We start from the raw sequence: 20,891 nt of genomic DNA, 5'->3' as shown, positions 1-20,891 counted from the left end.
CCACCCCTGATGCCGACCGGCCTCCTGGAGGACCCCGATGTTCGACGCCGCCATGACCCCCACGCGACGCACCATGCTGCTGACGATGGCCGGGGTCCCCGTGCTGGTGACCGCCTGCGCCCAGACCACCGAGGACGGAGGGTCCGACGGCGGATCCGGCGGCGGAGGCGGCGGCGCCCTCACCATCGGCACCACCGACAAGGTCACCGCGCTCGACCCCGCCGCCGCCTACGACAACGGCTCCTCGACGGTGTGGACCCAGTGCTACGCCTACCTGATGAACACCTCCGTCGGCTCCGAGGACGGCGTCCCCGAGCCGGACCTCGCCGAGACCGCGGAGTTCACCAGCGACAACGTGTACACCGTCACCCTCAAGGAGGGGCTGACCTTCGCGAACGGCAACGAGCTCACCAGCGAGGACGTCAAGCACACCTTCGACCGGCAGCTCGCGATCGCCGACCCCAACGGCCCCTCGAGCCTGCTGGGCAACCTCGAGAAGGTCGAGGCGGTCGACGAGCTCACCGTCGAGTTCCACCTCAAGGAGCCCGGCGACCAGACCTTCCCCTACGTGCTGTGCTCCCCGGCCGGCCCGATCGTCGACGCCGAGGTGTTCCCGGCCGATGCCGTGCTCTCCGACGCCGAGATCGTGGACGGGAACGCCTTCTGCGGCCCCTACGCGATCACCAGCTGGAAGATCAACGAGCTGGTCACCTTCGAGGCCTTCGACGGCTACAAGGGGCTGTTCGGCGCGCCGGCGACTGCGAGCGTGTCGATGTCGTACTACGCCGACCAGAACAACATGAAGCTGGACATCCAGCAGGGCAACATCGACTGCGTGTGGCGCTCCCTCTCCGCGACAGACATCGCCGACCTGCAGGGCGACGACGCGGTGACGGTCCACGAGGGCCCCGGCGGCGAGATCCGCTACATCGTCTTCAACTTCCACACCAACCCCTACGGCGAGAAGACCGAGGACCCGGATCCCGACAAGGCCCGCGCCGTCCGCCAGGCGGTCGCCGACCTCATCGACCGCCAGGCCATCGCCAGCTCCGTGTACAACGACACCTACACCCCGCTGTTCTCCTACATCCCCGAGGGCCTGCCCGGCGCCGGCACCCAGTTCAAGGACATGTACGGCGACGGCTCCGGCGGCCCCGACGCCGAACGGGCCCGCGGCCGGCTCGAGGACGCGGGCGTGGAGATCCCGGTGCAGCTGAGCCTGCAGTACAACCCTGACCACTACGGCAACTCCTCCGGCGACGAGTACGCGGCGGTCAAGGGCCAGCTCGAGGCCGACGGGCTGTTCGCGGTGGATCTGAAGTCCACCGAATGGGTGCAGTACAGCGACGACCGCGTCGCCGACGTCTATCCCGCCTACCAGCTGGGCTGGTTCCCCGACTACTCCGACGCCGACAACTACCTCTCGCCCTTTTTCGTCACCGAGAACTTCCTGGCCAACCACTACTCGAACCCCGAGGTCGACGAGCTGATCCAGAAGCAGCGCGGCACCGCGGACCCCGCCGAGCGCGAGGCGCTGTTCGTGCAGATCCAGGACGTCGTCGCCGAGGACATCTCGACCCTGCCGCTGCTGCAGGGCGCGCAGATCGCGGTCTCCACGGCGGAGGTCCAGGGCGTCACGCTCGACTCATCCTTCAAGTTCCGCATCTCGCCGCTGTCCAAGTGACCGCCGCCGCCGAGACCGAGGTCGAGCACGCCCCCCGACGCCCGCGCCGCCGGGCGTCGGGGGGCGGCCTCGGCCGCTACATCCTCCTGCGCTTCCTGCTGATCATCCCGACCGTCTTCATCCTGATGACGGTGGTGTTCTTCCTGATGCGGATCACGGGCGACCCGATCACCGCCGCGCTCGGCGGCCGGCTCACCCCGAGCGAGCTCGCCGCCCGCCGCGCCGAGGCCGGCTACGACCGGCCGCTGATCATCCAGTACTTCGACTACCTCGGCGGGGTGCTGCGCGGCGACTTCGGCACCACCTACACCGACCGCACCCCCGTCACCGAGATCCTCACCACCTACGGGGCGGCGACCTTCGAGCTGGTCGTCTACTCGGTCGTCGTCGCGCTCGTGATCGGGGTGCCGCTGGGGATGATCGCGGCCCGCACCCGCGACCGCTGGCCCGATGCGGTGCTGCGGATCGTGGCGATCCTCGGCTACGCCACCCCGGTGTTCTTCGTCGGCCTGCTGCTGAAGCTCGTGTTCTCCGTCGGGCTCGGCTGGCTGCCGGTCGCCGGGCGGATCTCCACCCGCGGCGAGATCACGATGAGCACCATCCTGAACCCCAGCCCGTTCTTCCTGCTGGACGCGCTGCGGCTGGGGGACCTGGAGCTGCAGCGCGACGTGGTCTCCCACGCGATCCTCCCCGCGATCGCGCTGGGGATCCTCACCGGCGGGATCTTCCTGCGCCTGGTGCGCACCAACATGATCGGCACGCTCGAGATGCAGTACATCGAGTCCGCCCGCTCCCGGGGCGTCGCCGAGTCGCGCCTGACCACCCGCCACGCCCTGCGCCCGGCGCTGATCCCGATCATCACCGTGATGGGCATGCAGATCGCGATGATGCTCGGCGGGGCCGTGCTCACCGAGACCACCTTCGAATGGAACGGCCTGGGATACATGCTCGCCGAGTACATGAAGGCCCGCGACTACGTCGCCGTGCAGGGCATCGTCATGATGCTCGCCGTGATCGTCGCGATCTCGAACTTCGTCGTCGACGTGATCGCCGCGCTCATCGACCCGAGGGTGAGGTACTGAGATGACGCTGTCGAACCCCGAGCCCGTCGGCGACGGCGACGCCGCCGGCACCGACCTCGCCGCCGAGTCCGCGGCCGTCGCCGCGACCGCCCGCGCGCCCTGGTACCTGCGCCTGCCGGTGGTCAGCCACCTGCGCCGCAGCGTCGGCCTCCAGCGCGGGATGCTGGTGGCCGGCGTGGTCCTGGTGGGCCTGCTGCTGCTGACCGCGCTGCTCGCACCGCTGCTGGCCCCCTACGGCTTCGCCGACACCGCGGCGGACGGCGAGGCCTTCGGCACCCAGCGGCCCCCGTCGGCCGCCCACCCGCTGGGCACCACCGTCACCGGCTTCGACGTGCTCTCCCGCGTGATCTGGGGGACCCGCACGGCGGTCGCCGTGATGGTCTGTGCCGTCGCGGCCTCCCTGTTCCTCGGCGTCGCGCTCGGACTGCTCTCCGGATACATGGGCGGCTGGCTGGACCGGGTGCTGGTGATGCTGGCCGATGCGATCTACGCCTTCCCCTCCCTGCTGCTCGCGATCGTGATGTCGATCGTGATCTCCGGCGGGCAGTCCGACGCCTGGGGCGGCATCCTCGCCGCCGCGCTGTCGATCACGGTGGTGTTCGTTCCGCAGTACTTCCGCGTGATCCGCGCCGAGGTGGTGCGGCTGAAGGCCGAGCCCTTCGTCGAGGCCGCGAAGGTGGTGGGCACGGGGCACCGCCGCATCATGGGCACCCACCTGCTGCGCAACGCCACCCGCACCCTCCCGCTGATCTTCACCCTCAACGCCTCCGAGTCGATCCTGACCCTCGCGGCGCTGGGCTTCCTCGGCTTCGGCATCGAGCCGACCAGCGCCTCCGAATGGGGCTACGACCTCAACCGCGCCATGTCCGACGCGACCAGCGGCATCTGGTGGACGGGACTGTTCCCCGGCCTCGCGATCGTGCTGGCCGTGCTCGGGGTGACCCTCGTGGGCGAGTCCGTGAACGACCTGAACGACCCGCGGCTGCGCACCCGGCGCCGACGTCGGCGCAGCGAGAGGACGGTGCCCGCATGACCGACATCGACACGACCGGCACCACCGCACGCCTGGAGATCCGGGACCTCGACATCCGCTTCGCGACCGACGGCGGCGAGGTGCACGCCGTGGACGGGGTCAGCCTCGAGGTCGCCCCCGGGGAGATCCTCGCCGTCGTCGGCGAGTCCGGCTCCGGCAAGTCCGTCACCGCCCGGTCGGTGCTGGGGCTGCTGCCGGAGACGGCGGAGGCCCGCGGCACCGTCCTGGTCTCCGGCACCGACGTCGTGCGCCTGACCGCCGCGCAGATGCGCCGCCTGCGCGGCGAGGACGTCTCGATGATCTTCCAGGAGCCCTCCAGCGCCCTGAACCCCGTCTTCCCGATCTGGTGGCAGATCGGGGAGGGGCTGCGCGCCCATCGCGGGCGGATCTCCCGCAAGGAGATCCGGGCCGAGGCCGTCCGGGCGCTCGAGTCGGTGGGGATCCCCGACGCGGCCGAGCGCATCGACCGCTACCCGCACGAGTTCTCCGGCGGGCAGAAGCAGCGCATCATGATCGCGATGGCGCTCGCGCTCGGCGCCGAACTGATCGTCGCCGACGAGCCCACCACCGCACTCGACGTCACCGTCCAGGCCGAGATCCTCGACCTGCTGCGCGACGTGCGCGACCGCTTCGGCACCTCGATCATCCTGATCACCCACAACATGGGCGTGGTCGCGGATCTCGCCGATTCCGTCGCCGTGATGCACCACGGGCGCGTCGTCGAGCGGGCCACGGCGACGGAGCTCTTCGCGGACCCCCGCGAGGAGTACACGCAGAAGCTGCTCGCGGCCGTGCCGCACCTGGGCCGGGACTCCGCCTGGAGCGCGCTCGAGCCCGCCGCGCAGCAGGCGCTCGAGGAGGCGGAGCCGCTCGTCGTCGCCCGCGACCTCGTCGTCGAGTACCCGGGCCGGCTGGGCCGCGCCCCCTTCCGCGCCGTCAAGGGCGTGGACCTCACCATCCGCCGCGGCGAGGTGTACGGCCTGGTGGGGGAGTCCGGCTCCGGCAAGACCACCATCGGCCGCGCCATCGCGGGGCTCGAGCGCACCACCGGCGGGAGCCTCGCCGTGCTCGGGCACGAGATGCGCGGGATGCGGGAGCGGAGCTTCACCCCGCTGCGGCGGCGGATCGGCTTCGTCTTCCAGGACCCCGCCACCTCCTTCAACCCGCACCTGACGATCGAGCAGTGCATCGCCGAGCCGCTCGTCGTCCACGAGCAGCAGCTCGACGCCGCCGAGCGCGGACGCCGCGTGCGCGAGCTGCTCGAGGCGGTGGAGCTGCCGGGCGACTACGCACGGCGCTACCCCCACGAGCTCTCCGGCGGGCAGCGCCAGCGGGTCTCCCTCGCCCGCGCGCTCGTCCTCGGCCCCGAGCTGCTCGTCGCCGACGAGCCGACCAGCGCCCTGGACGTCTCCGTGCAGGCGACCGTGCTGGACCTGTTCCGCGAGCTGCAGCAGCGGCTCGGCTTCGCGGCGCTGTTCATCAGCCACGACCTCGCCGTCGTCGACTCCCTCGCCCACCGCATCGGGGTGCTCTACCGCGGCGAGCTCGTCGAGGAGGGGCACGGACCGGACGTGCTGCAGCGGCCCCAGCACCCGTACACACGCCGCCTCATCGCCTCCCTGCCCGTTCCCGACCCGGCCGAGCAGGCGCGGCGGCGCGAGGCGTACGCGCAGGAATGGGGGAGCGGGCGCGCGGAAAGCTGAGGAGGAGGGCCGGGCGAGTTCACCCGACGTTCAGGCCCGCGTCCCGATGCCGGGGTGGTGGACGTCATGCCGTCGGGGTTCGGTAGGGGTGCCCATCCCTCCCCGAGACAAGGCACTCCCATGACCCCCTCCCTGAGCCCCTCCCGGCGCGGCCTGCTGCGCACCTCCACCGCCGCCGCGGTGGCCGGCCTCGCCACCGCCGGCGCGGCCGGCGCCGCGACCGCCGCGCCCTCGGCCCCCGCCGGGAAGGACGGCATCGTGCGCAACCGGCTCCGCTTCCGCGACGACGGCACCTTCACCGTCGTCCAGTTCAACGACACCCAGGACGGACCCCGCACCGACCGCCGCACCGTCGCCCTGCAGGAGGCGGTGCTCGACGACGTGCAGCCGGACTTCGCCCTCATCAACGGCGACGTCATCAACGGCTCGCCCACCAGCGCCCTCGAGGCGAAGCAGGCGATCAACAACGTGGTGCGGCCGATGGAGGACCGCGGCATCCCGTGGGCGCTGACCTTCGGCAACCACGACGAGGACTCCACCCCCGTCACGGGGCTCGACGAGAGCGCGTACATCGACTTCGTGCGCCAGTACCCCCACAACCTCAACACCCCCGGCGCCGCCGTCACCGGCACCGGCAACCAGGTCCTCACGATCCGGCCCCGCCGCGACAAGGGCGAGGCCTTCGCACTGTGGCTGCTTGACTCCGGCCGCTACGCCCCCGAGCAGATCGCCGGGCAGGACTTCGAGGGCTACCCCGACTGGGACTGGCTGCGCCCCGACCAGGTGCAGTGGTATCTCTCCACCTCCGCCGCGCTCGAGCGGCGCAATCGCGGCCTCGTCCCGGGGCTGGTCTTCCAGCACATCGCCCTGTGGGAGCACCGCTTCGCGTGGTTCGCGAGCGTCGACGCCCGCACCGAGGCCGATCACGCCCGCGCGGTCCAGAAGCACTCGATCGTCGGGGAGCGCAACGAGGACGAGTGCCCCGGCCCGTTCAACTCCGGCATGTTCGCCGCGATGCTGCAGCGCGGAGACGTGAAGGGCCTGTTCGTCGGCCACGACCACATCAACACCTATGTCGCCGACTACTACGGCATCCAGCTCGGCTACGCGCCGGGCACCGGCTTCGGCACCTACGGCCTCGGCGGCGCCGAGGACCACCGCCTGCGCGGCGCCCGCGTGTTCCGCCTCGACGAGAGCGTCGAGGGGTTCTACGCCGGGACCGAGCTGCGCCACGCCTCGGACTACGGCATCGATCTCACCGCCGGCACCCAGCCGGGCGAGCCGGCCGAGTTCCCGGGCGGGGTGAGCTGACCTTCAGCTCCAGGTGACGGGCAGCTCCGGATCGGCCATGTCCACGTTCGGGATGCCCATGCCGCCGCCCAGCCACATCTCGCACCGGCCCTTCTGGCCGTCCTTGGTGCACTCGATGGTGGTCGTGACCGAGCCGACCGAGGTGCCCTCGACGTAGGTCGGCTCGTCGGAGGAGGGAGTCGCCTCCATGGTGTCGATCGTGCGCTGCGTGTCCTCGGAGATGGAGCGCTCCACGGTGTTCTCCACCATGGTCCAGCCGTCATCGCTCGTCGTCGGCACCGGGGTCATCCCGCAGCCGGCCTCGAGGGTGGTCTGCTTCAGGCAGGCCTGGACCGCTTCGTCGACCGCGCCCCGGAAGTCCGTCAGCCCCTCCTCGGTGAGCGTCGCCTCCGGCCACTCGAGGGAACTGGCCAGCTCGCCGACGAGCAGCGGATCGGTCGAGGTCAGCGCGAAGTGCTCGGCCCCGAGGGCGACCTCGTAGCCGCCGGGCATCAGGGCGATGGGCTCGCCCGCGGTCACCTCGGCGCCGTTGACCGTCAGTCCCAGGCCGTCGAGGCCCTCCGGGACCTGGGCCATCGTGTGGCCGCCGGTCAGCTCCATCACGCCGTCGTCGTCGTAGTCGTGCACGCGATATGTGTCGGAGACGGTCTCGTCACCCACCGTGAAGGTCACCGGCACCTCGCCCTCGGCGAGGCCGCCGTCGTCGATGACCGGGGTGCCGAGCTCGACCCCGGTGATCGGCGCGGCCTCGAGAGCGGCTGTGTACGCCTCGACGGGCAGCGGCGCGGCGCCCATGTCCTCGTTCACCGGGTTCAGCTCCAGGGCGGTCGCCGCGTCTCCTGCGGCCAGGGCGTCGAAGTAGTCCGCCACCAGCGCGGTGGCCTGCTCCTCCGGGGGGAGGTCCGCCGCGCCGGTCTCCCCGCCGCCGCCCCCGGAGTCGCCGCCGCGCACTGCGAAGTAGATGATCAGCGCGATCACGACCAGGATCACCAGCAGGCAGCCGCCCCCGGCGAGCACGCCGGCGATGACCAGGTTCTTGCGGGCGGAGGACTGCGAGACCGGCTCCGCCGGCGGCGGGGCGAAGTGCTGAGGGCCCTGCGGCCCTCCCTGGGCAGGGCCCTGGGGCGGCGTCGGTGCGGTCATGGTGGTTCCCCCGGAGTCGTTCGTGGACGTGTGTCCACAGGGTAGTCGGGGAGGTGCTCAGCCGGCGTCGGAGCCCGAGAGCGCCTCGAGGACGTCCTCTCCGTACTCGGCGAGCTTCTTCGCGCCCACCCCGCTGACCGCGCCGAGCTGCTGGACGGACTGCGGCGCCGTCTCCACGATCCCGACCAGGGTCGCGTCGGAGAAGACCATGTAGGGCGGGATCTGCTTCTCCTTCGCGACCGAGGTGCGCCAGGCGCGCAGCGCCTCGAAGCGCTCCCGCTGGGCCGGTTCGAGGGCCTCGGCGGCGCGGGAGGCGCCGCCGGCGTGTCGGCCGCCGCCGCGCGCGCCGCGCTGCGGGGCGCGGTCGACGGCGAGCTGCACGGTCTCCTCGGAGCGGAGCACGGGGCCGGCCTGCGGGCCGGGGACGAGCACGCCGTAGTCGCCCTCCGCCTCGAGGACCCCCCGTGCGAGCAGCTGCCGGATCGCGGTGCGCCACTCCTTCTCCGAGAGCTCCTCGCCGATGCCCCACACGCTCAGCTCGTGGTGGCGGGAGGCCAGGGAGCGCTCGGACTCGCGGCCCAGCAGCACGTCCACCACCTGGCCGGAGCCGAAGCGCTGCCCGCGCTCCCGGTCCAGGCGGATCACGGCGGAGAGGAGCTTCTGCGCCGCGACCGTCGCGTCCCAGGTCTGCGGAGGGTTCAGGCAGGTGTCGCAGTTCCCGCACGGGGAGGAGTCCTGGCCGAAGTAGCGCAGCAGCTGCACGCGCCGGCAGTCGACCGTCTCGCACAGGGCGAGCATCGCGTCGAGGTGCGAGCGGGCGTTGCGCTTGAACTGCTCGGAGCCCTCGCCGCCCTCGATGAACTTCCGCTGGCTGACCACGTCGCCGAGGCCGTAGGCCATCCACGCGGTCGAGGGCAGGCCGTCGCGGCCGGCGCGGCCCGTCTCCTGGTAGTAGCCCTCGATGGACTTGGGCAGGTCGAGATGGGCGACGAAGCGCACGTCGGGCTTGTCGATCCCCATGCCGAAGGCGATCGTCGCGACCATGATCAGCCCGTCGGCACGCAGGAATCGCTCCTGGTGGTCCTGGCGCACCTCCGGCGGCAGGCCCGCGTGATAGGGGAGTGCGGGGATGCCGCGGTCGGCGAGCCACTGCGCGGTGGTCTCCACCGACTTGCGGGAGAGGCAGTAGACGATCCCGGAGTCGCCCTCGTGCTCGGCGGTGATCAGGCGCAGCAGCTGCTCGCGCGGGGAGGCCTTCGGCTCGATGCGGTACTGGATGTTGGGGCGGTCGAAGCTCGAGACGAAGTGCCGCGCCTGCTGCATCTGCAGGCGCTCCGTGAGCTCGCGGTGCGTCGCCTCGGTCGCGGTCGCGGTCAGCGCGATCCGCGGCACGCCGGGGAAGGCGTCGGCCAGCATCGACAGGCCCAGGTAGTCGGGGCGGAAGTCGTGGCCCCACTGGGAGACGCAGTGCGCCTCGTCGATCGCGAACAGCGCCAGCTGCGCGCGCTGCAGCAGCTGGACGGTGCGGGGGAGGACCAGGCGCTCCGGCGCCATGTACAGCAGGTCCAGCTCCCCGGCCAGCAGCTGCTGCTCGACGGCCTGCGCCTCGTGCATCTCGAGGGTGGAGTTGAGGTACGCGGCGCGGATGCCGACCGCCTCGAGCGCCGCGACCTGGTCCGCCATCAGTGCGATCAGCGGCGAGACGACGATTCCGGTGCCCTCCCGCAGCAGGGCGGGGATCTGGTAGCACAGCGACTTGCCGCCGCCGGTGGGCATCAGCACGACCGCGTCCCCGCCGCTCGCGACCTGGTCGATGATCGCGGCCTGCTCGCCCCGGAAGGAGTCGTAGCCGAAGACCCGCGAGAGTATCGCGAGCGCCTCCTCCGTCCGTCCGGCGTCGCCTTCTCGCAGCGCGGAGACGGTGTCGGCGGGAGGAGGGGTGCTCATGCCCGCCACTCTAGGCCGCGGGGCCGACGGGCCGCGAGCGGGAGGGCCCGGCTGTGGACGGCGGTGGGGAGTGCTCTCACTCGTCCTTCGCCCAGACCCCGGTGTCGATCGGTCGGCCGATGGCGAGCGCGGCGAGGAGGCCGACCGCGGCGAGGCCGACGGGAAGCCACATGGCGTCGGCCATCGCCGCAGCGTACGGGGCGTGCAGGAACGGGGGCAGGGAGCCTGCTCCGGACTCCGCACCCGCAGGGGCACCGCCCTGGCCCCCGGTCGCCTCGCCGAGTCGGGCCGCGATCCTGTCGGCCATGAGCGTCGCGATGCCGGCCGAGCCGAGCACCGAGCCGACTTGCCGCATCTCGTTGTAGACGCCGGAGCCGGCGCCGGCCTGCGAGGGCGGGAGATTGCGGGTCGCGGTCAGGGACAACGGCCCCCAGATGCAGGCGTTCCCGATCCCGATCAGCACGAACGGCAGCAGCAGGACCAGCACGGAGGCATCCGGAGCCATCAGCAGGGCGAGCCACAGCAGCCCGCCCGCCAGCGAGGCGAAGCCGATCAGCGCCAGCGGTCGAGGGTCGTGGCTGGTCATCCAGCGGCCGACGAGCGGTGCGAGGACCAGCGAGAGCACCGCGGAGGGTGCCGTCATCAGCGCCGCCTGCGTCGGCGACATGCCGAGCACCTGCTGGAAGAACAGCGTGGTGGGGATCGCGAAGCTGAGCACGGTCGCGCCCATCATCGCGATCGCCACGTTCGCGACCGAGAAGTTGCGGTCGCGGAACAGCGACAGCGGCACCAGCGGCTCGCGCCGCATCACCCCCTGCCAGAGGACGAACACCGCCAGCACCAGCACGCCGGCGAGGATCATCCCGGGCACCGTCACGGGCACCCCCGTGTCCACGGGGCCGATCACGAGGGAGTCCGTGATCGTGCCCCAGTCGTAGCTGTTGCCCTCCTGGATCCCGAACACCAGCAGGAACAGGCCCGTCGCCGAGAGCGCCACGCCGAGCAAGTCGAAGGAGTGCGAGCGGCGCGGGAAGCGCGGCACGTTGCGGAATACCAGCGCGATCGCGAGCACCCCGACGGGCACGTTGACGAAGAAGATCCACTCCCAGCCCGGCCCGTCCACCAGCAGCCCGCCGAGCACCGGGCCGACGAGGCTCGCGACCCCCGCCGTCGCTCCCCACACGGCCATCGCCTGACCGCGCCGCTGCGGCGCGAACATGCGGGTGATCATCGACATGGTCTGCGGCGTCATCATCCCCGCGCCGAGGCCCTGCACCACGCGCGCCACGATCAGCATCTCCACGCTCCCCGCGAGCCCGCACCACAGGCTCGAGGCGGTGAACACGACGAGCCCGACGAGATAGACCGACTTCAGCCCCAGCCGGTCCCCGAGCCGACCCGTGATCAGCAGCGGCACCGCATAGGCGAGCAGATAGGCGCTGGTCACCCACAGCAGGCCGGTCAGGTCCGCCCCCAGGTCCTCCTGCATCCGCGGGATCGCGACGGTGACGATCGTGGTGTCGACCAGGATCATGAAGAAGCCCAGCACGATCGACCACAGCGCGGGCCAGGGACGGTCCAGGCGGGGGTCGCGGGCGGGGGCGGAGCGCGCGGACATGCGATCCCTTCGACGGGCGGCATCGCACCGGCGAATGCGACGGACGAAGGCTACGCCCATGCTCGCGCCTCTCTCCGCCGCGCCCGGCCGCGTCGGAGGCGGTCGCGCCCCTACAGTGGACCGCGTCACATCCGCGACGGGGCTCGTGACCAGCACATCGCCGTGCTGCGGGGCCCTGTGTCCCCCGAGGAGATGCCGCAATGCCCAGCGCGCCCGAGTCCGCCACCCCGCACAAGGAGGGCACCCCGCTCTCGCGGGCGATGCGCCCCCTGAACAATCTGGTCGAGAGGTTCATCCCCTCGGCGCTCGTGTTCTCGATCGTGCTGACCTTCATCGTCGCGATCCTGGGCCTGGTCCTCACCCCGACCTCGCCCGCCGACCTCGTCGTCCACTGGGGCGACGGACTGGCCGGGCTCCTCGCCTTCATGACCCAGATGGCGCTGATCCTGCTGCTGGGACACATACTCGCCAACACCGGCCCCGTCCGCAGGCTTCTCGCCGCGCTCGCCTCGGTGCCGCGCACGGAGCTCGCGGCCTACGTCTTCGTGTTCGTCGTCGCGGCGGTCGCCTCGCTGATCACCTGGGGCCTGGGGCTCGTGGTCGGCGGGCTGCTCGCCCGCGAGGTCGCCCACCAGGGCCGCGAGCGCGGGCTGACGCTCCACTTCCCGATGCTGGTCGCGGGGGGCTTCGGCGGCTTCGTCGTGTGGCACATGGGCTACTCGGCCTCCGGACCGCTGACCGCCGCGACCGAGGGCTCCTTCCTCATGGACTCCCTCGGCGGGCAGACCGTGCCGATGTCCCAGACCGTCTTCTCGACCTGGAACATGCTCGCCGCCCTCGCCACCATCATCGTCGTGGCGCTCGCGCTGTACCTCGTCGCGCCGCGACGCGGCGACCGCGTGACCGAGCTGACCATCGACGCGCGCGAAGAGCTCGAGGACGGCCAGGAGGAAGTCGTCACCCCCGCGGACCGGCTGGACGCGAGCCGCCTGGTCACCCTGCTGACCGGTCTCGCGCTGGTGGCCTACCTGGTGCTGCACTTCTCCCGCGGCGGCACCCTCACCCTCGACACCGTGAACTGGTCCTTCCTTGCCCTCATCCTGCTGCTGGTGCGGAACCCCTTCGAGCTGATCCACCTCACCAAGAACGCCGCCTCCAACGTCGGCGAGATCCTGCTGCAGTTCCCGCTCTACGCCGGGATCCTCGGGATGATGGTCGGCTCGGGGCTCGTGCAGATCTTCTCCGACGCCTTCGTCTCGATCTCCACCCCCACCACCTTCGGCCTGTTCGCGCTGCTCGCGGCAGGGCTCGTGAACTTCTTCGTCCCCTCCGGCGGCGGCCAGTTCGCCGTGCAGGGGCCGATCATGCTCAGCGCCGGTGCGGAGCTCGGCGTGGACCCCGCGATCACGATCATGGCCGTCTCCTACGGCGACCAGTGGACCAACATGATCCAGCCCTTCTGGGCGATCCCGCTGCTGGCGATCGCCGGGCTGAAGATGCGTGACATCCTCGGATACACCACGATCGTGCTGATCGCCTCGGGGCTCGTCTTCGGGGCCACGCTCGTGATCGTCTCGCTCTGAGTCCGAGGAGGGCCTCCGCATGCAGGTCGTCGACACCGTCGCGGCGCTCGAGGCGCTCGGGGACACCCCCGGGTGCGCGTTCGCCCGAGACCTCCAGGACCCGGTCGTCGAGGCGGCCGTCCGGAGCTGGGACATCCAGGGTCCGCGCACCGACGAGCTCGCCCGTCGGCCCTTCGCGCACCTGACGGGCGGGCGACTCGAGCTCGTGCTGCTCCTGCCGGACCACGGCGCGCAGCACCTGACCGTGCGGATCCACGCCGCCGCCGCAGGGGTGCTCGTCATGGGAGCGACGGAGGCGCTGGAGGCGGTACGCGCGGAGGCGGGGGCCGCCGACGGCGTCCGCGAGGCGGTCGTCGGCATGCTGCTGGCCGTCGCGCGGCGCGGCGAGGAGGTGCTGGACGGGTTCGAGGACGAGAGCGAGCGGTTCGAGGACCGGGCCGACGGCTATGCCGCCTCGGCGCAGCGGCGCCTGCTGGGCAGGAGGCGGGCGGAGCTCTTCCGCATCCAGGAGGCCCAGGCCGCGATGCACCGGCTGTGCCTCCCCGAGGAGCAGCTCTCCCAGGAGCTCCCGAAGGAGCTGCGCCACCGGCTGCGCCGGGCCGCGGTCGAGTTCGAGGCGAACGGCTCCGCCGCCGCACGCCTCCACACGGTGCTCGGCGATCTGCTGGCGGAGCAGGGCGCCGTCGTCAACGAGCGGCTCACCCTGGTCGCGACGATCTTCCTGCCGCTCACGCTCGCGACCGGGTTCTTCGGCATGAACTTCGCCTGGATGCAGGAGCGGACCGGGAGCGCGGGCGCCTTCGTGCTGCTGGGGATCGTGCTGCCGGCGCTCGCGACCGTGATCACGCTCGTGGTGGTGCGCCGGCTCACCGGCTCCCGCTGATCCGCTCCCACACCACGGGCCCACCCGCGTCCCAGATCTCCCCGCCGTCCCCGACCACCACCAGCAGAGAGCGGGCCCGGGACAGGCCCACGTAGAGCAGCTGCCGCGCCCGCTCCGCGGCGCCGAAGCCGTTGACCGCGAGCACCACGACGGGACGCTCGAGCCCCTTGAAGCCCAGCACGTGCCCGTAGAACACGTCGGTCGCGGAGAAGAACCCGTCCCAGTAGCCGTCGTACCCCTCGTGCTCGATCTGCGTCCTCTGCTCCGGGTGGCGGCTGCCGGTGGTCAGCAGGGCGATCTGCCCCGGCTCCCAGCCCTCGTCCATCAGCTTCTCGACCGCGTCGTCGGCGGTCGCGACCGCGTCCTCGGCGGAGGAGGCGAGATAGCGCACGGGCGCGCCGGCCGGCAGGCGCGGGGTCTGCTCCACCGGGGTGAGCGGCGCGAAGGCGTGCGCGATCGTGCGGGTGCTGCGCAGGTTGTCGTCCAGCGGGAAGGGGTTCAGCGTGATCGGGGCGCGGCCCTCGCGGTCGAAGACGCTCTGGTGCTCGTCGGCGAACACGAACAGGACGCCCTCCGCGGGGTCGCGCAGGCAGGGCTGCAGCGCCTCCCACCAGGCGTCGGCGAAGTCCTGCGCCTCGTCGACGACGATCGCGTCGAAGAGCTCGTCCTCGTCGGTCTCGCCCGCGAGCTGCGCGAGACGGGCCGGGAGGTGCTCCTCGTAGTACTCGACCGGGGAGCCGCCGAACTCCTGCTCGGTCTCGGCGCCCCAGCCCACCGGCAGGTCGTGGAAGAGCCCCACATAGGCGGGACGCTCCTGCTCCGGCCAGGTCGCGGCGAGCAGCTGGAAGTGCCGGGCGAGGCCGCGGGAGTAGCACAGCAGCGCGGTGCGGAAGCCGTCCCGGGCGAGCGTGCGGGCCTTGATCATCGCCAGATGCGTCTTGCCGGAGCCGGCCCCGCCGATGATCTGCGCGCGGTGCTGGAAGCGCAGCAGGGCGATCGCGCGCTCCTGCTCGCGGGTGAGCTGGTTGCCCTCGTCGGCGATCTCCTTCGCGATCAGCTGGTGGTTCTCGATCGCGCGGTGGGTGCGGCGCAGCATCTTCACGACGTGCTCGCACTGCGCGGCGTCCAGCGGGGCATAGGCGTCCCGGGTCTGCGAGTTCAGGGCGTGCACGATCCGGTCCGCGAGGTGGGGCAGGTCGGTCGCGTCCAGCGCGAGGGTGCGCGGCGCCTCGGGCGGGTCCCAGTCCGCGGGCAGCTGCGTGTAGGGCAGCACCGCGAGGTGCACGGCGCGGCCGACCGGACGGGAGGAGGCGCCGTTGAGGTACTCCAGCAGGTGGTGCTTCGCGCGCTGGGCCTGATCGATCGGGGAGCGGGCGAGCTCCCGAGAGCCGGAGCGGTCCGCCTGCCGCCAGGCGCCGTCCTCCAGCGAGATCCGTCCGCCCTTCACCTCGATCACTGCGATCCCGATGCCCGGCCAGAGCACCAGCAGATCCGCCTCGACCTCCTCGCCGCGGGCGGTGACGCGCTGCCCGGTGATCAGCACCGCCTCGGCGGGCAGCTGCTCGGTCAGGTGCTCCCACACCTCCTGCTCGGCGGCGCTGGCGAAGTCCGGCTGCTCGGGAAGAGTGCGCGGCATGGTGCTCCTCGGTGCGGCGTGGGCGTCCTCGCTGGTGAGGCTAGGCTATCGGCCGACAGGGGTCGGGGAGACCCCCGACGAGCGGAGGTGATCCCCTAGTCTCGGGACATGGCAGCTCGCGAGAAGAAGATCCGGCGGACCCCGCGACGTCCCGCGCCCCGCAGCAGGAAGCTCGAGCAGCACATCGCCGTGTTCGGGGAGAGCGGCAGCGGCAAGACGGTGCTGCTGTCCTCGTTCTACGGCGCGGCCCAGGACCAGGCCGGGCGGGAGGACTCGCAGGCCCCGCAGCTCTACGACCTCGTCGCCGATGACACCACCCAGGGAGACCGGCTGCTGAAGAACTACTTCCGGATGGAGAACTCCGCCGAGGTGCCCGCCGGGAACCGCTTCCGCGCCGAGCCCTACCGCTTCACCCTCTCGCTGCGCAGCACCCCCAGCGCCGCCGAGCGCAAGGCGATGCCCGTCGACGCCGTGCAGCTGGTGTGGCACGACTACCCCGGGGAGTGGTTCGAGCGCTCCGTCAGCGGACCTGAGGAGGAGCGTCGACGCATCGAGGCCTTCCGCGCCCTGCTCGTCTCCGACGTCGCGCTGCTGATGGTCGACGGGCAGAAGCTGAAGGACGCGGCCGGTGAGGAGGAGCGCTACCTCAAGGCGCTCTTCCACACGCTGCGCACGGGCCTGGTGAGGCTGCGGGACGAGATCCTCGTCGGCGGGAAGGAACTGGTGCGCTTCCCCCGCATCTGGGTGCTCGCCCTGTCCAAGGCGGACCTGCTGCCGGAGATGGACGTGGACCGCTTCAAGGCGCTCGTGCTCGAGAAGGCCGCCGACGAGCTCGGCCAGCTGCGCGAGGCGATCGAGTCGATGGTCGTCGGCGACGAGGCGCTCGCCGTGGGGGAGGACGCGCTGCTGCTGTCCTCGGCACGGTTCACGCCGGGACGCATCGCCGTGCGCGAGCGGATCGGGGTGGACGTGATCCTCCCGCTCGCCGCGATGCTGCCCTTCGAACGGCATGTCACCTGGGCCAGGCGGCAGGAGATCCCCGCGAAGGTCGCCCGGGAGCTCGCCGAGAACGCCGGCACCATCGGCACCGGGGCGATGGCGCTGGCGATGTTCGGAGCCCGCCACCGCCTCCCGGGCCGGCTCGGCCTGATCTCCACGGCGCTCGCGACCGTGGTTCCGCTGCTCAGCAAGGACATGGTCCAGGACGCCGCCTCGCTCGCGGGGGAGAAGCTCCGGGGCGTCCACGACCGGGCGCTCGAGAAGAAGCAGAGCCTCGCCGCGATCCTCACGGGCTTCAAGATCGATCTCGAGCGCGCCGAGCGCGAGGGCGTGCTGCGCCGGAGCAGGCGATGATCCTGCTCTGGGCGACCCGCGGCCGGACCTGGGGCTTCCGCTTCCTGCCCGTCGACGGCACCGGCCCCGACGCGGATCCGCTGCCGCTGTACGAACGGGCCTTCTCCGGACACGAGGACGAGGACGGGGGCTGCTGGAGGACGGACGGGCTGCTCGCCGTGCGGCTGCGGGATCCCGAGGGCCGCGCCGACGAGGCCGGACGCGTGATCCCGCACGAGCTCGTGCTCGACGGCGCGGGTGCGGACGGCATCACCTCGACGGCCGACGTCGTCCGGCAGATCTGGCCGCTGCTCGCCGAGCGCTACGCCGCGCTGTGGGACGGCCCGGCCCCGGACTGACCGGGTCGCCGAAGTGACCGAGATGCCGTGACCTCTCTGTGACCTGGGGGATCGTGGTTACCCTGTGATCTGCCTTCCATTGCAGGTGTTCAGGACTTCGTCTGTCACACCGCTGGTGCAAGATTCAAATTGCAGGCCCCGCGCGGTCGATCGACGCACTCGGTCACGGAGCATCCGCACACCGCGGCAGGCCTCTCTTCCCAGCAGTACCCCTCGGCGCCCCCGCGCCTGGGGGCCTCCGAATCCTGTCCAGAGAGGACACCCGCTGTGAACAGCACCCTCCCCCCGTCCCCGGAGCCCGGCGCTCCCGGTCCCTCCTCCGCGCCCCAGTTCGGCATGCCCGCCGGCGCCCCCGCCCCGGCCCCGCAGAAGAAGCGCGGCAAGTGGTTCATCGCCGGCGGATGCGGCTGCCTCGCGATCATCGCGCTGGTCGTCGCCAGCTGCTCCGCGATCGTCATGAACGGGTCCGACGACGGCGAGGACACCTCGACCACCACCGACTCCGCTCCCGCCGCGGTCGAGGAGGAGGCGCCCGCCGAGGAGGCCGCACCCGAGGAAGCGGCGATCGAGGAGGAGGTGCCGGCCGAGGAGGAGGCTCCTGCGGAGGAGGCCCCCGCCGAGGAGGAGGCACCGGCCGAGGGCGACGTCCCCGCGGAGTACACCTCGGCGCTGAACAGCGCGGAGTCCTACTCCGAGATGCTGCACATGTCCAAGCAGGGCATCTTCGACCAGCTCACCTCCGAGTACGGCGACCAGTTCTCCGAGGAGGCGGCGCAGTACGCGGTCGACAACCTCGAGGCCGACTGGAACGACAACGCGCTGAAGTCGGCGGAGTCCTACTCCGAGACGCTGCACATGTCCAAGCAGGGCATCTTCGACCAGCTCACCTCCGAGTACGGCGAGCAGTTCACCGAGGAGCAGGCCCAGTACGCGATCGACACCATCGTCGCGGACTGGAACCAGAACGCCCTGGAGTCCGCGAAGTCCTACCGCGACACGATGGACATGTCGCCCGAGGCGATCCGCGACCAGCTCTCCTCCGAGTACGGGGACCAGTTCACCCAGGAGGAGGCCGACTACGCCGTCGAGAACCTCGACGGCTGAGGCCGCGGGCACCTGCCCGCCTTCCCCACGACGGGGCGTCCGCCGCACGGCGGGCGCCCCGTCGCGCATTCGCCGCACGGCGCCGGTGCCAGGACGACCATGGCCGTCGGGCATCGACTCGGTGAAGCCCTGCCCTGAAGCGGGCGAACCCCCTGGTCACCTCTGAATTCGGCGTTACGGTCGGTCGCGGTCCCGACCCCGAGCCCAGCAGAGCCCCATGGCCGTCGCCCCCGCCCGTCGCACCGTCCTCACCGGCCTCGGCGCCGCCGCCGGAGGCGCCGCTCTCGCCGCGGCCGCCGCCCCGGCGGGCGCCGCACCCGCGCAGAACCCCTCCCGAGCGCTGATCGGCCGCGCGAAGCGCGACGAGCTCCACGTGATGAGCTTCAACATCCGCTACGACCGCTCCTCGGGCGGTGGCACCGTGGAGGGCGACCCCGATCACTGGCCGACCCGTCGGCCGCTGCTGATCGAGCTGCTCGAGCGGGAGAAGCCCACCCTGCTCGGCATCCAGGAGGCCCTGTACGGGCAGCTGACCGCGATCGAGTCCGCCCTGCCGCGCCACCGCAGCATCGGCTACGGCCGTGAGGGCGGCAGTGCCGGCGAGTACTCCGCGATCTTCTACGACAGCACCCGCCTCGAGGTGCTCCAGTGGGACCAGTTCTGGCTCTCCGACACCCCCGACGTGATCGGCTCGGCCACCTGGGGCAACACCGTCACCCGCATCGTGGTCTGGGCGCGGCTGCGCGATCTCGCCTCCGGCGCCGAGTTCGCGATGATCAACACCCACTTCGACCACCAGAGCGAGCCGGCCCGGATCCGCAGCGCCGACGCGATGATCGACCTCTTCCAGGGCGGCGAGCTCGACGAGCTCCCCACCATCGTCACCGGCGACTTCAACTCCCATGCCCACGACTCCGGCGCCTACACGACGCTGGTCACCGACGGGCCCACGGTCGACACCTGGGACTCCGCCGCGCAGCGCGTCACCCCGGCATGGGGGACCTTCCCCGGCTACGACGAGCCCGTCGAGGACGGCGACCGCATCGACTGGGTGCTCACCACCGACGACCTGGTCACCCGCAAGGCGGCGATCAACGTGTGGCGCGACGCGAGCGGCGCCTACCCCTCCGACCACGCCCCCGTCCAGGCGCTGATCGAGCTGCCGACGGCATGAACGACAGCGGGCGGTGCTCCCCGGAAGGGGGAGGCACCGCCCGCCGACGTGGTCACACCACGAGATAGAGCAGCGCGGTGACGGCGAATGCCGTCAGCGAGATCACCGAAGTGAAGACGGTCCACAGACGCAGGTTCGTGGCCGTGTCGACCTGGAGCAGGCCGCCGACGAGCCAGAACCCGGAGTCGTTCACGTGGGAGGCGAAGAACGAGCCCGCTCCCATCGCGACGATCAGCAGCGCGAGCTGCGCCGGGCTCGCCTCGGCCGCCATGACCGCCGGGCCGAGGAGGCCGGCCGTCGTCGTGATGGCGACGGTGGCCGAGCCCTGAGCGACCCGCAGGGCGAGCGAGATCAGGTAGGCGCTGACCAGCAGGGGAAGGCCGACGTCCCATCTCATGACATTGGACGTCGTCGTCGCCGATGGCTTGGTCGTCACCGCGGCCGAGTCAGGGCATCGTGCCGAGGAGCTCCGCGACGGCGTCCGCGACGGCGGCGTCCATCTCGGCGTCGTCGATGGTCGCCGTGCCGTCGCCGCTCTGCGGCCCGTAGTCCCCGAAGCTCGCATGGCTCGCTCCGGCGATCTCGACCAACTCGGCGCTGCCCGGCAGGGCCTCGCGGTGCTCGGCGATCTTCTCCGGGGTCGACAGTCCGTCCTCGCCGCCGGAGAGGCTCAGCACCGGCACCTGCGAGGTGGTGAGGTCCCCGGCGCAGTACGAGGCGAACAGCACCAGGGCATCCGACTCCTCGGCGAGCTCACAGGCCCGCACCCCGCCCATCGAGTGCCCTCCGACCAGCCAGGTCTCGAGCTCCGGCGCGATCGAGGTGAACCGTTCGGGAGCGCGCCGGTCGAACAGGGACAGGTTCAGCGGCGGATCGACGATCACGACCGTCACGCCGAGCTCGGTGACCAGGCCGGAGAGTCGCGCCGCATAGGCCTCCGGCTCGACCTTCGCCCCCGGGTAGAAGAGGAGCCCCGTCCCCGCGGGCTCGGGCTCGCTCGGCCGCAGGACGAGTGCGACGTCGGTGCGCTCCTCCGCGATGCGCGGATCCTCCTGCACTCCCCGCCACGGCGCGGTCTCCGCGTCCATCACCCCGGTGCGGCTCCACACCACGAGCCCCGCCGCTGCGAGCAGCACGAGCGTCAGGAGCGCGGCGAGCAGACGGAGCAGTCGACGACGGAGCAGGGTAGGGCTGGGCGCGCGCGGACGCTAGCAGACCCTCCCCGGAGCCGGCGGTGACCGGTCAACCCCCGGCGAAGGTGACGGTCTCCGCGACGACCTCCTCGCGGGCGCCCTCGTC

General features: G+C 71.8%; 17 protein-coding genes. 11 read left to right on the top strand and 6 right to left on the bottom strand.

The window, feature by feature from the left end:
• Positions 1-37: 37 nt before the first annotated feature.
• From DEU31_RS14045 to DEU31_RS14025, 5 genes are all read left to right on the top strand, one after another.
• On the top strand, positions 38-1,684 hold the full coding sequence (locus DEU31_RS14045; RefSeq protein WP_062950566.1) for an ABC transporter substrate-binding protein: 1,647 nt from the start codon (positions 38-40) through the stop codon (positions 1,682-1,684).
• Entirely contained in the window at positions 1,681-2,766 is a 1,086-nt protein-coding gene (locus DEU31_RS14040; protein ID WP_133677596.1) for an ABC transporter permease, read from the top strand. The genes DEU31_RS14045 and DEU31_RS14040 overlap by 4 nt, the downstream gene beginning before the upstream one ends.
• Before the next feature lies 1 nt (position 2,767).
• The gene (locus tag DEU31_RS14035) at positions 2,768-3,799 is read left to right on the top strand and encodes an ABC transporter permease (protein WP_133677595.1); all 1,032 of its coding nucleotides are present in this window, start codon (positions 2,768-2,770) and stop codon (positions 3,797-3,799) included.
• Positions 3,796-5,502 (top strand): ABC transporter ATP-binding protein, encoded by a 1,707-nt coding sequence (locus tag DEU31_RS14030; RefSeq protein ID WP_133677594.1) that lies wholly within the window; start codon positions 3,796-3,798, stop codon positions 5,500-5,502. Before DEU31_RS14035 ends, DEU31_RS14030 begins: the two co-directional genes overlap by 4 nt.
• A gap of 120 nt (positions 5,503-5,622) precedes the next feature.
• Positions 5,623-6,813, top strand: a complete 1,191-nt coding sequence (locus DEU31_RS14025) for a metallophosphoesterase (RefSeq protein WP_133677593.1) — start codon at positions 5,623-5,625, stop codon at positions 6,811-6,813.
• 3 nt (positions 6,814-6,816) lie between these two features.
• On the opposite strand, the gene DEU31_RS14020 is transcribed toward DEU31_RS14025, so the two are convergent.
• The 3 genes from DEU31_RS14020 to DEU31_RS14010 form a co-directional block, all read right to left on the bottom strand.
• Positions 6,817-7,956, bottom strand: a complete 1,140-nt coding sequence (locus tag DEU31_RS14020; protein WP_133677592.1) for a hypothetical protein — start codon at positions 7,954-7,956, stop codon at positions 6,817-6,819.
• 57 nt (positions 7,957-8,013) lie between these two features.
• Positions 8,014-9,903, bottom strand: coding sequence for a DNA helicase RecQ (gene recQ, locus DEU31_RS14015; protein ID WP_133677591.1), 1,890 nt, complete (start codon positions 9,901-9,903; stop codon positions 8,014-8,016).
• A 76-nt stretch (positions 9,904-9,979) separates the two neighbouring features.
• Complete coding sequence (locus DEU31_RS14010; protein WP_133677590.1) at positions 9,980-11,521, bottom strand: DHA2 family efflux MFS transporter permease subunit; 1,542 nt, start codon at positions 11,519-11,521, stop codon at positions 9,980-9,982.
• A 200-nt stretch (positions 11,522-11,721) separates the two neighbouring features.
• On the opposite strand from DEU31_RS14010, the gene DEU31_RS14005 reads away from it, so the two are divergent.
• Positions 11,722-13,104, top strand: coding sequence for a TIGR00366 family protein (locus DEU31_RS14005; RefSeq protein ID WP_243733851.1), 1,383 nt, complete (start codon positions 11,722-11,724; stop codon positions 13,102-13,104).
• Between the two features lie 19 nt (positions 13,105-13,123).
• Positions 13,124-13,987, top strand: coding sequence for a CorA family divalent cation transporter (locus DEU31_RS14000; protein WP_133677589.1), 864 nt, complete (start codon positions 13,124-13,126; stop codon positions 13,985-13,987).
• Here the strand turns inward: DEU31_RS14000 and DEU31_RS13995 are convergent.
• Positions 13,971-15,623, bottom strand: coding sequence for an NERD domain-containing protein (locus DEU31_RS13995; RefSeq protein WP_133677588.1), 1,653 nt, complete (start codon positions 15,621-15,623; stop codon positions 13,971-13,973). The genes DEU31_RS14000 and DEU31_RS13995 overlap by 17 nt on opposite strands.
• A gap of 108 nt (positions 15,624-15,731) precedes the next feature.
• Here DEU31_RS13995 and DEU31_RS13990 point away from each other — a divergent pair, with 108 nt between their 5' ends.
• From DEU31_RS13990 to DEU31_RS13975, 4 genes are all read left to right on the top strand, one after another.
• Positions 15,732-16,976 (top strand): ATP/GTP-binding protein, encoded by a 1,245-nt coding sequence (locus DEU31_RS13990; RefSeq protein ID WP_126985258.1) that lies wholly within the window; start codon positions 15,732-15,734, stop codon positions 16,974-16,976.
• The gene (locus DEU31_RS13985) at positions 16,973-17,314 is read left to right on the top strand and encodes a hypothetical protein (protein ID WP_133677587.1); all 342 of its coding nucleotides are present in this window, start codon (positions 16,973-16,975) and stop codon (positions 17,312-17,314) included. The genes DEU31_RS13990 and DEU31_RS13985 overlap by 4 nt, the downstream gene beginning before the upstream one ends.
• Positions 17,315-17,581: 267 nt before the next feature.
• Positions 17,582-18,418, top strand: a complete 837-nt coding sequence (locus DEU31_RS13980) for an Ltp family lipoprotein (RefSeq protein WP_133677586.1) — start codon at positions 17,582-17,584, stop codon at positions 18,416-18,418.
• A 217-nt stretch (positions 18,419-18,635) separates the two neighbouring features.
• Complete coding sequence (locus DEU31_RS13975) at positions 18,636-19,592, top strand: endonuclease/exonuclease/phosphatase family protein (protein WP_133677585.1); 957 nt, start codon at positions 18,636-18,638, stop codon at positions 19,590-19,592.
• A gap of 52 nt (positions 19,593-19,644) precedes the next feature.
• Here the strand turns inward: DEU31_RS13975 and DEU31_RS13970 are convergent, their stop codons facing one another.
• Both DEU31_RS13970 and DEU31_RS13965 read right to left on the bottom strand, forming a co-directional pair.
• The gene (locus tag DEU31_RS13970) at positions 19,645-19,989 is read right to left on the bottom strand and encodes a hypothetical protein (protein ID WP_191460662.1); all 345 of its coding nucleotides are present in this window, start codon (positions 19,987-19,989) and stop codon (positions 19,645-19,647) included.
• Between the two features lie 49 nt (positions 19,990-20,038).
• Positions 20,039-20,728 carry an alpha/beta hydrolase gene (locus DEU31_RS13965; protein ID WP_243733850.1) on the bottom strand — a complete coding sequence of 230 codons (690 nt, stop codon included), beginning with the start codon at positions 20,726-20,728 and terminating at the stop codon, positions 20,039-20,041.
• Between the last annotated feature and the right edge of the window lie 163 nt (positions 20,729-20,891).

It is taken from the genome of Brachybacterium sp. AG952 (assembly GCF_004362645.1).
GTDB lineage: Bacteria > Actinomycetota > Actinomycetes > Actinomycetales > Dermabacteraceae > Brachybacterium > Brachybacterium conglomeratum.
Note: the sequence above shows the minus strand (reverse complement) of the source record. Positions and strands in the feature narration are given on the sequence as shown.

What these genes read in the sequence shown, in the direction of transcription:
- DEU31_RS13985 (WP_133677587.1), top strand. Translation starts at nt 16,973, where the DNA reads ATGATCCTGCTCTGGGCGACCCGCGGCCGGACCTGGGGCTTCCGCTTC.
- DEU31_RS14010 (WP_133677590.1), bottom strand. Translation starts at nt 11,521, where the DNA reads ATGTCCGCGCGCTCCGCCCCCGCCCGCGACCCCCGCCTGGACCGTCCC.
- DEU31_RS13975 (WP_133677585.1), top strand. Translation starts at nt 18,636, where the DNA reads ATGGCCGTCGCCCCCGCCCGTCGCACCGTCCTCACCGGCCTCGGCGCC.
- DEU31_RS14035 (WP_133677595.1), top strand. Translation starts at nt 2,768, where the DNA reads ATGACGCTGTCGAACCCCGAGCCCGTCGGCGACGGCGACGCCGCCGGC.
- DEU31_RS14005 (WP_243733851.1), top strand. Translation starts at nt 11,722, where the DNA reads ATGCCCAGCGCGCCCGAGTCCGCCACCCCGCACAAGGAGGGCACCCCG.
- DEU31_RS14030 (WP_133677594.1), top strand. Translation starts at nt 3,796, where the DNA reads ATGACCGACATCGACACGACCGGCACCACCGCACGCCTGGAGATCCGG.
- DEU31_RS14045 (WP_062950566.1), top strand. Translation starts at nt 38, where the DNA reads ATGTTCGACGCCGCCATGACCCCCACGCGACGCACCATGCTGCTGACG.
- DEU31_RS13995 (WP_133677588.1), bottom strand. Translation starts at nt 15,623, where the DNA reads ATGCCGCGCACTCTTCCCGAGCAGCCGGACTTCGCCAGCGCCGCCGAG.
- DEU31_RS13990 (WP_126985258.1), top strand. Translation starts at nt 15,732, where the DNA reads ATGGCAGCTCGCGAGAAGAAGATCCGGCGGACCCCGCGACGTCCCGCG.
- DEU31_RS14020 (WP_133677592.1), bottom strand. Translation starts at nt 7,956, where the DNA reads ATGACCGCACCGACGCCGCCCCAGGGCCCTGCCCAGGGAGGGCCGCAG.
- DEU31_RS14025 (WP_133677593.1), top strand. Translation starts at nt 5,623, where the DNA reads ATGACCCCCTCCCTGAGCCCCTCCCGGCGCGGCCTGCTGCGCACCTCC.
- DEU31_RS14000 (WP_133677589.1), top strand. Translation starts at nt 13,124, where the DNA reads ATGCAGGTCGTCGACACCGTCGCGGCGCTCGAGGCGCTCGGGGACACC.
- DEU31_RS13970 (WP_191460662.1), bottom strand. Translation starts at nt 19,989, where the DNA reads ATGAGATGGGACGTCGGCCTTCCCCTGCTGGTCAGCGCCTACCTGATC.
- recQ (WP_133677591.1), bottom strand. Translation starts at nt 9,903, where the DNA reads ATGAGCACCCCTCCTCCCGCCGACACCGTCTCCGCGCTGCGAGAAGGC.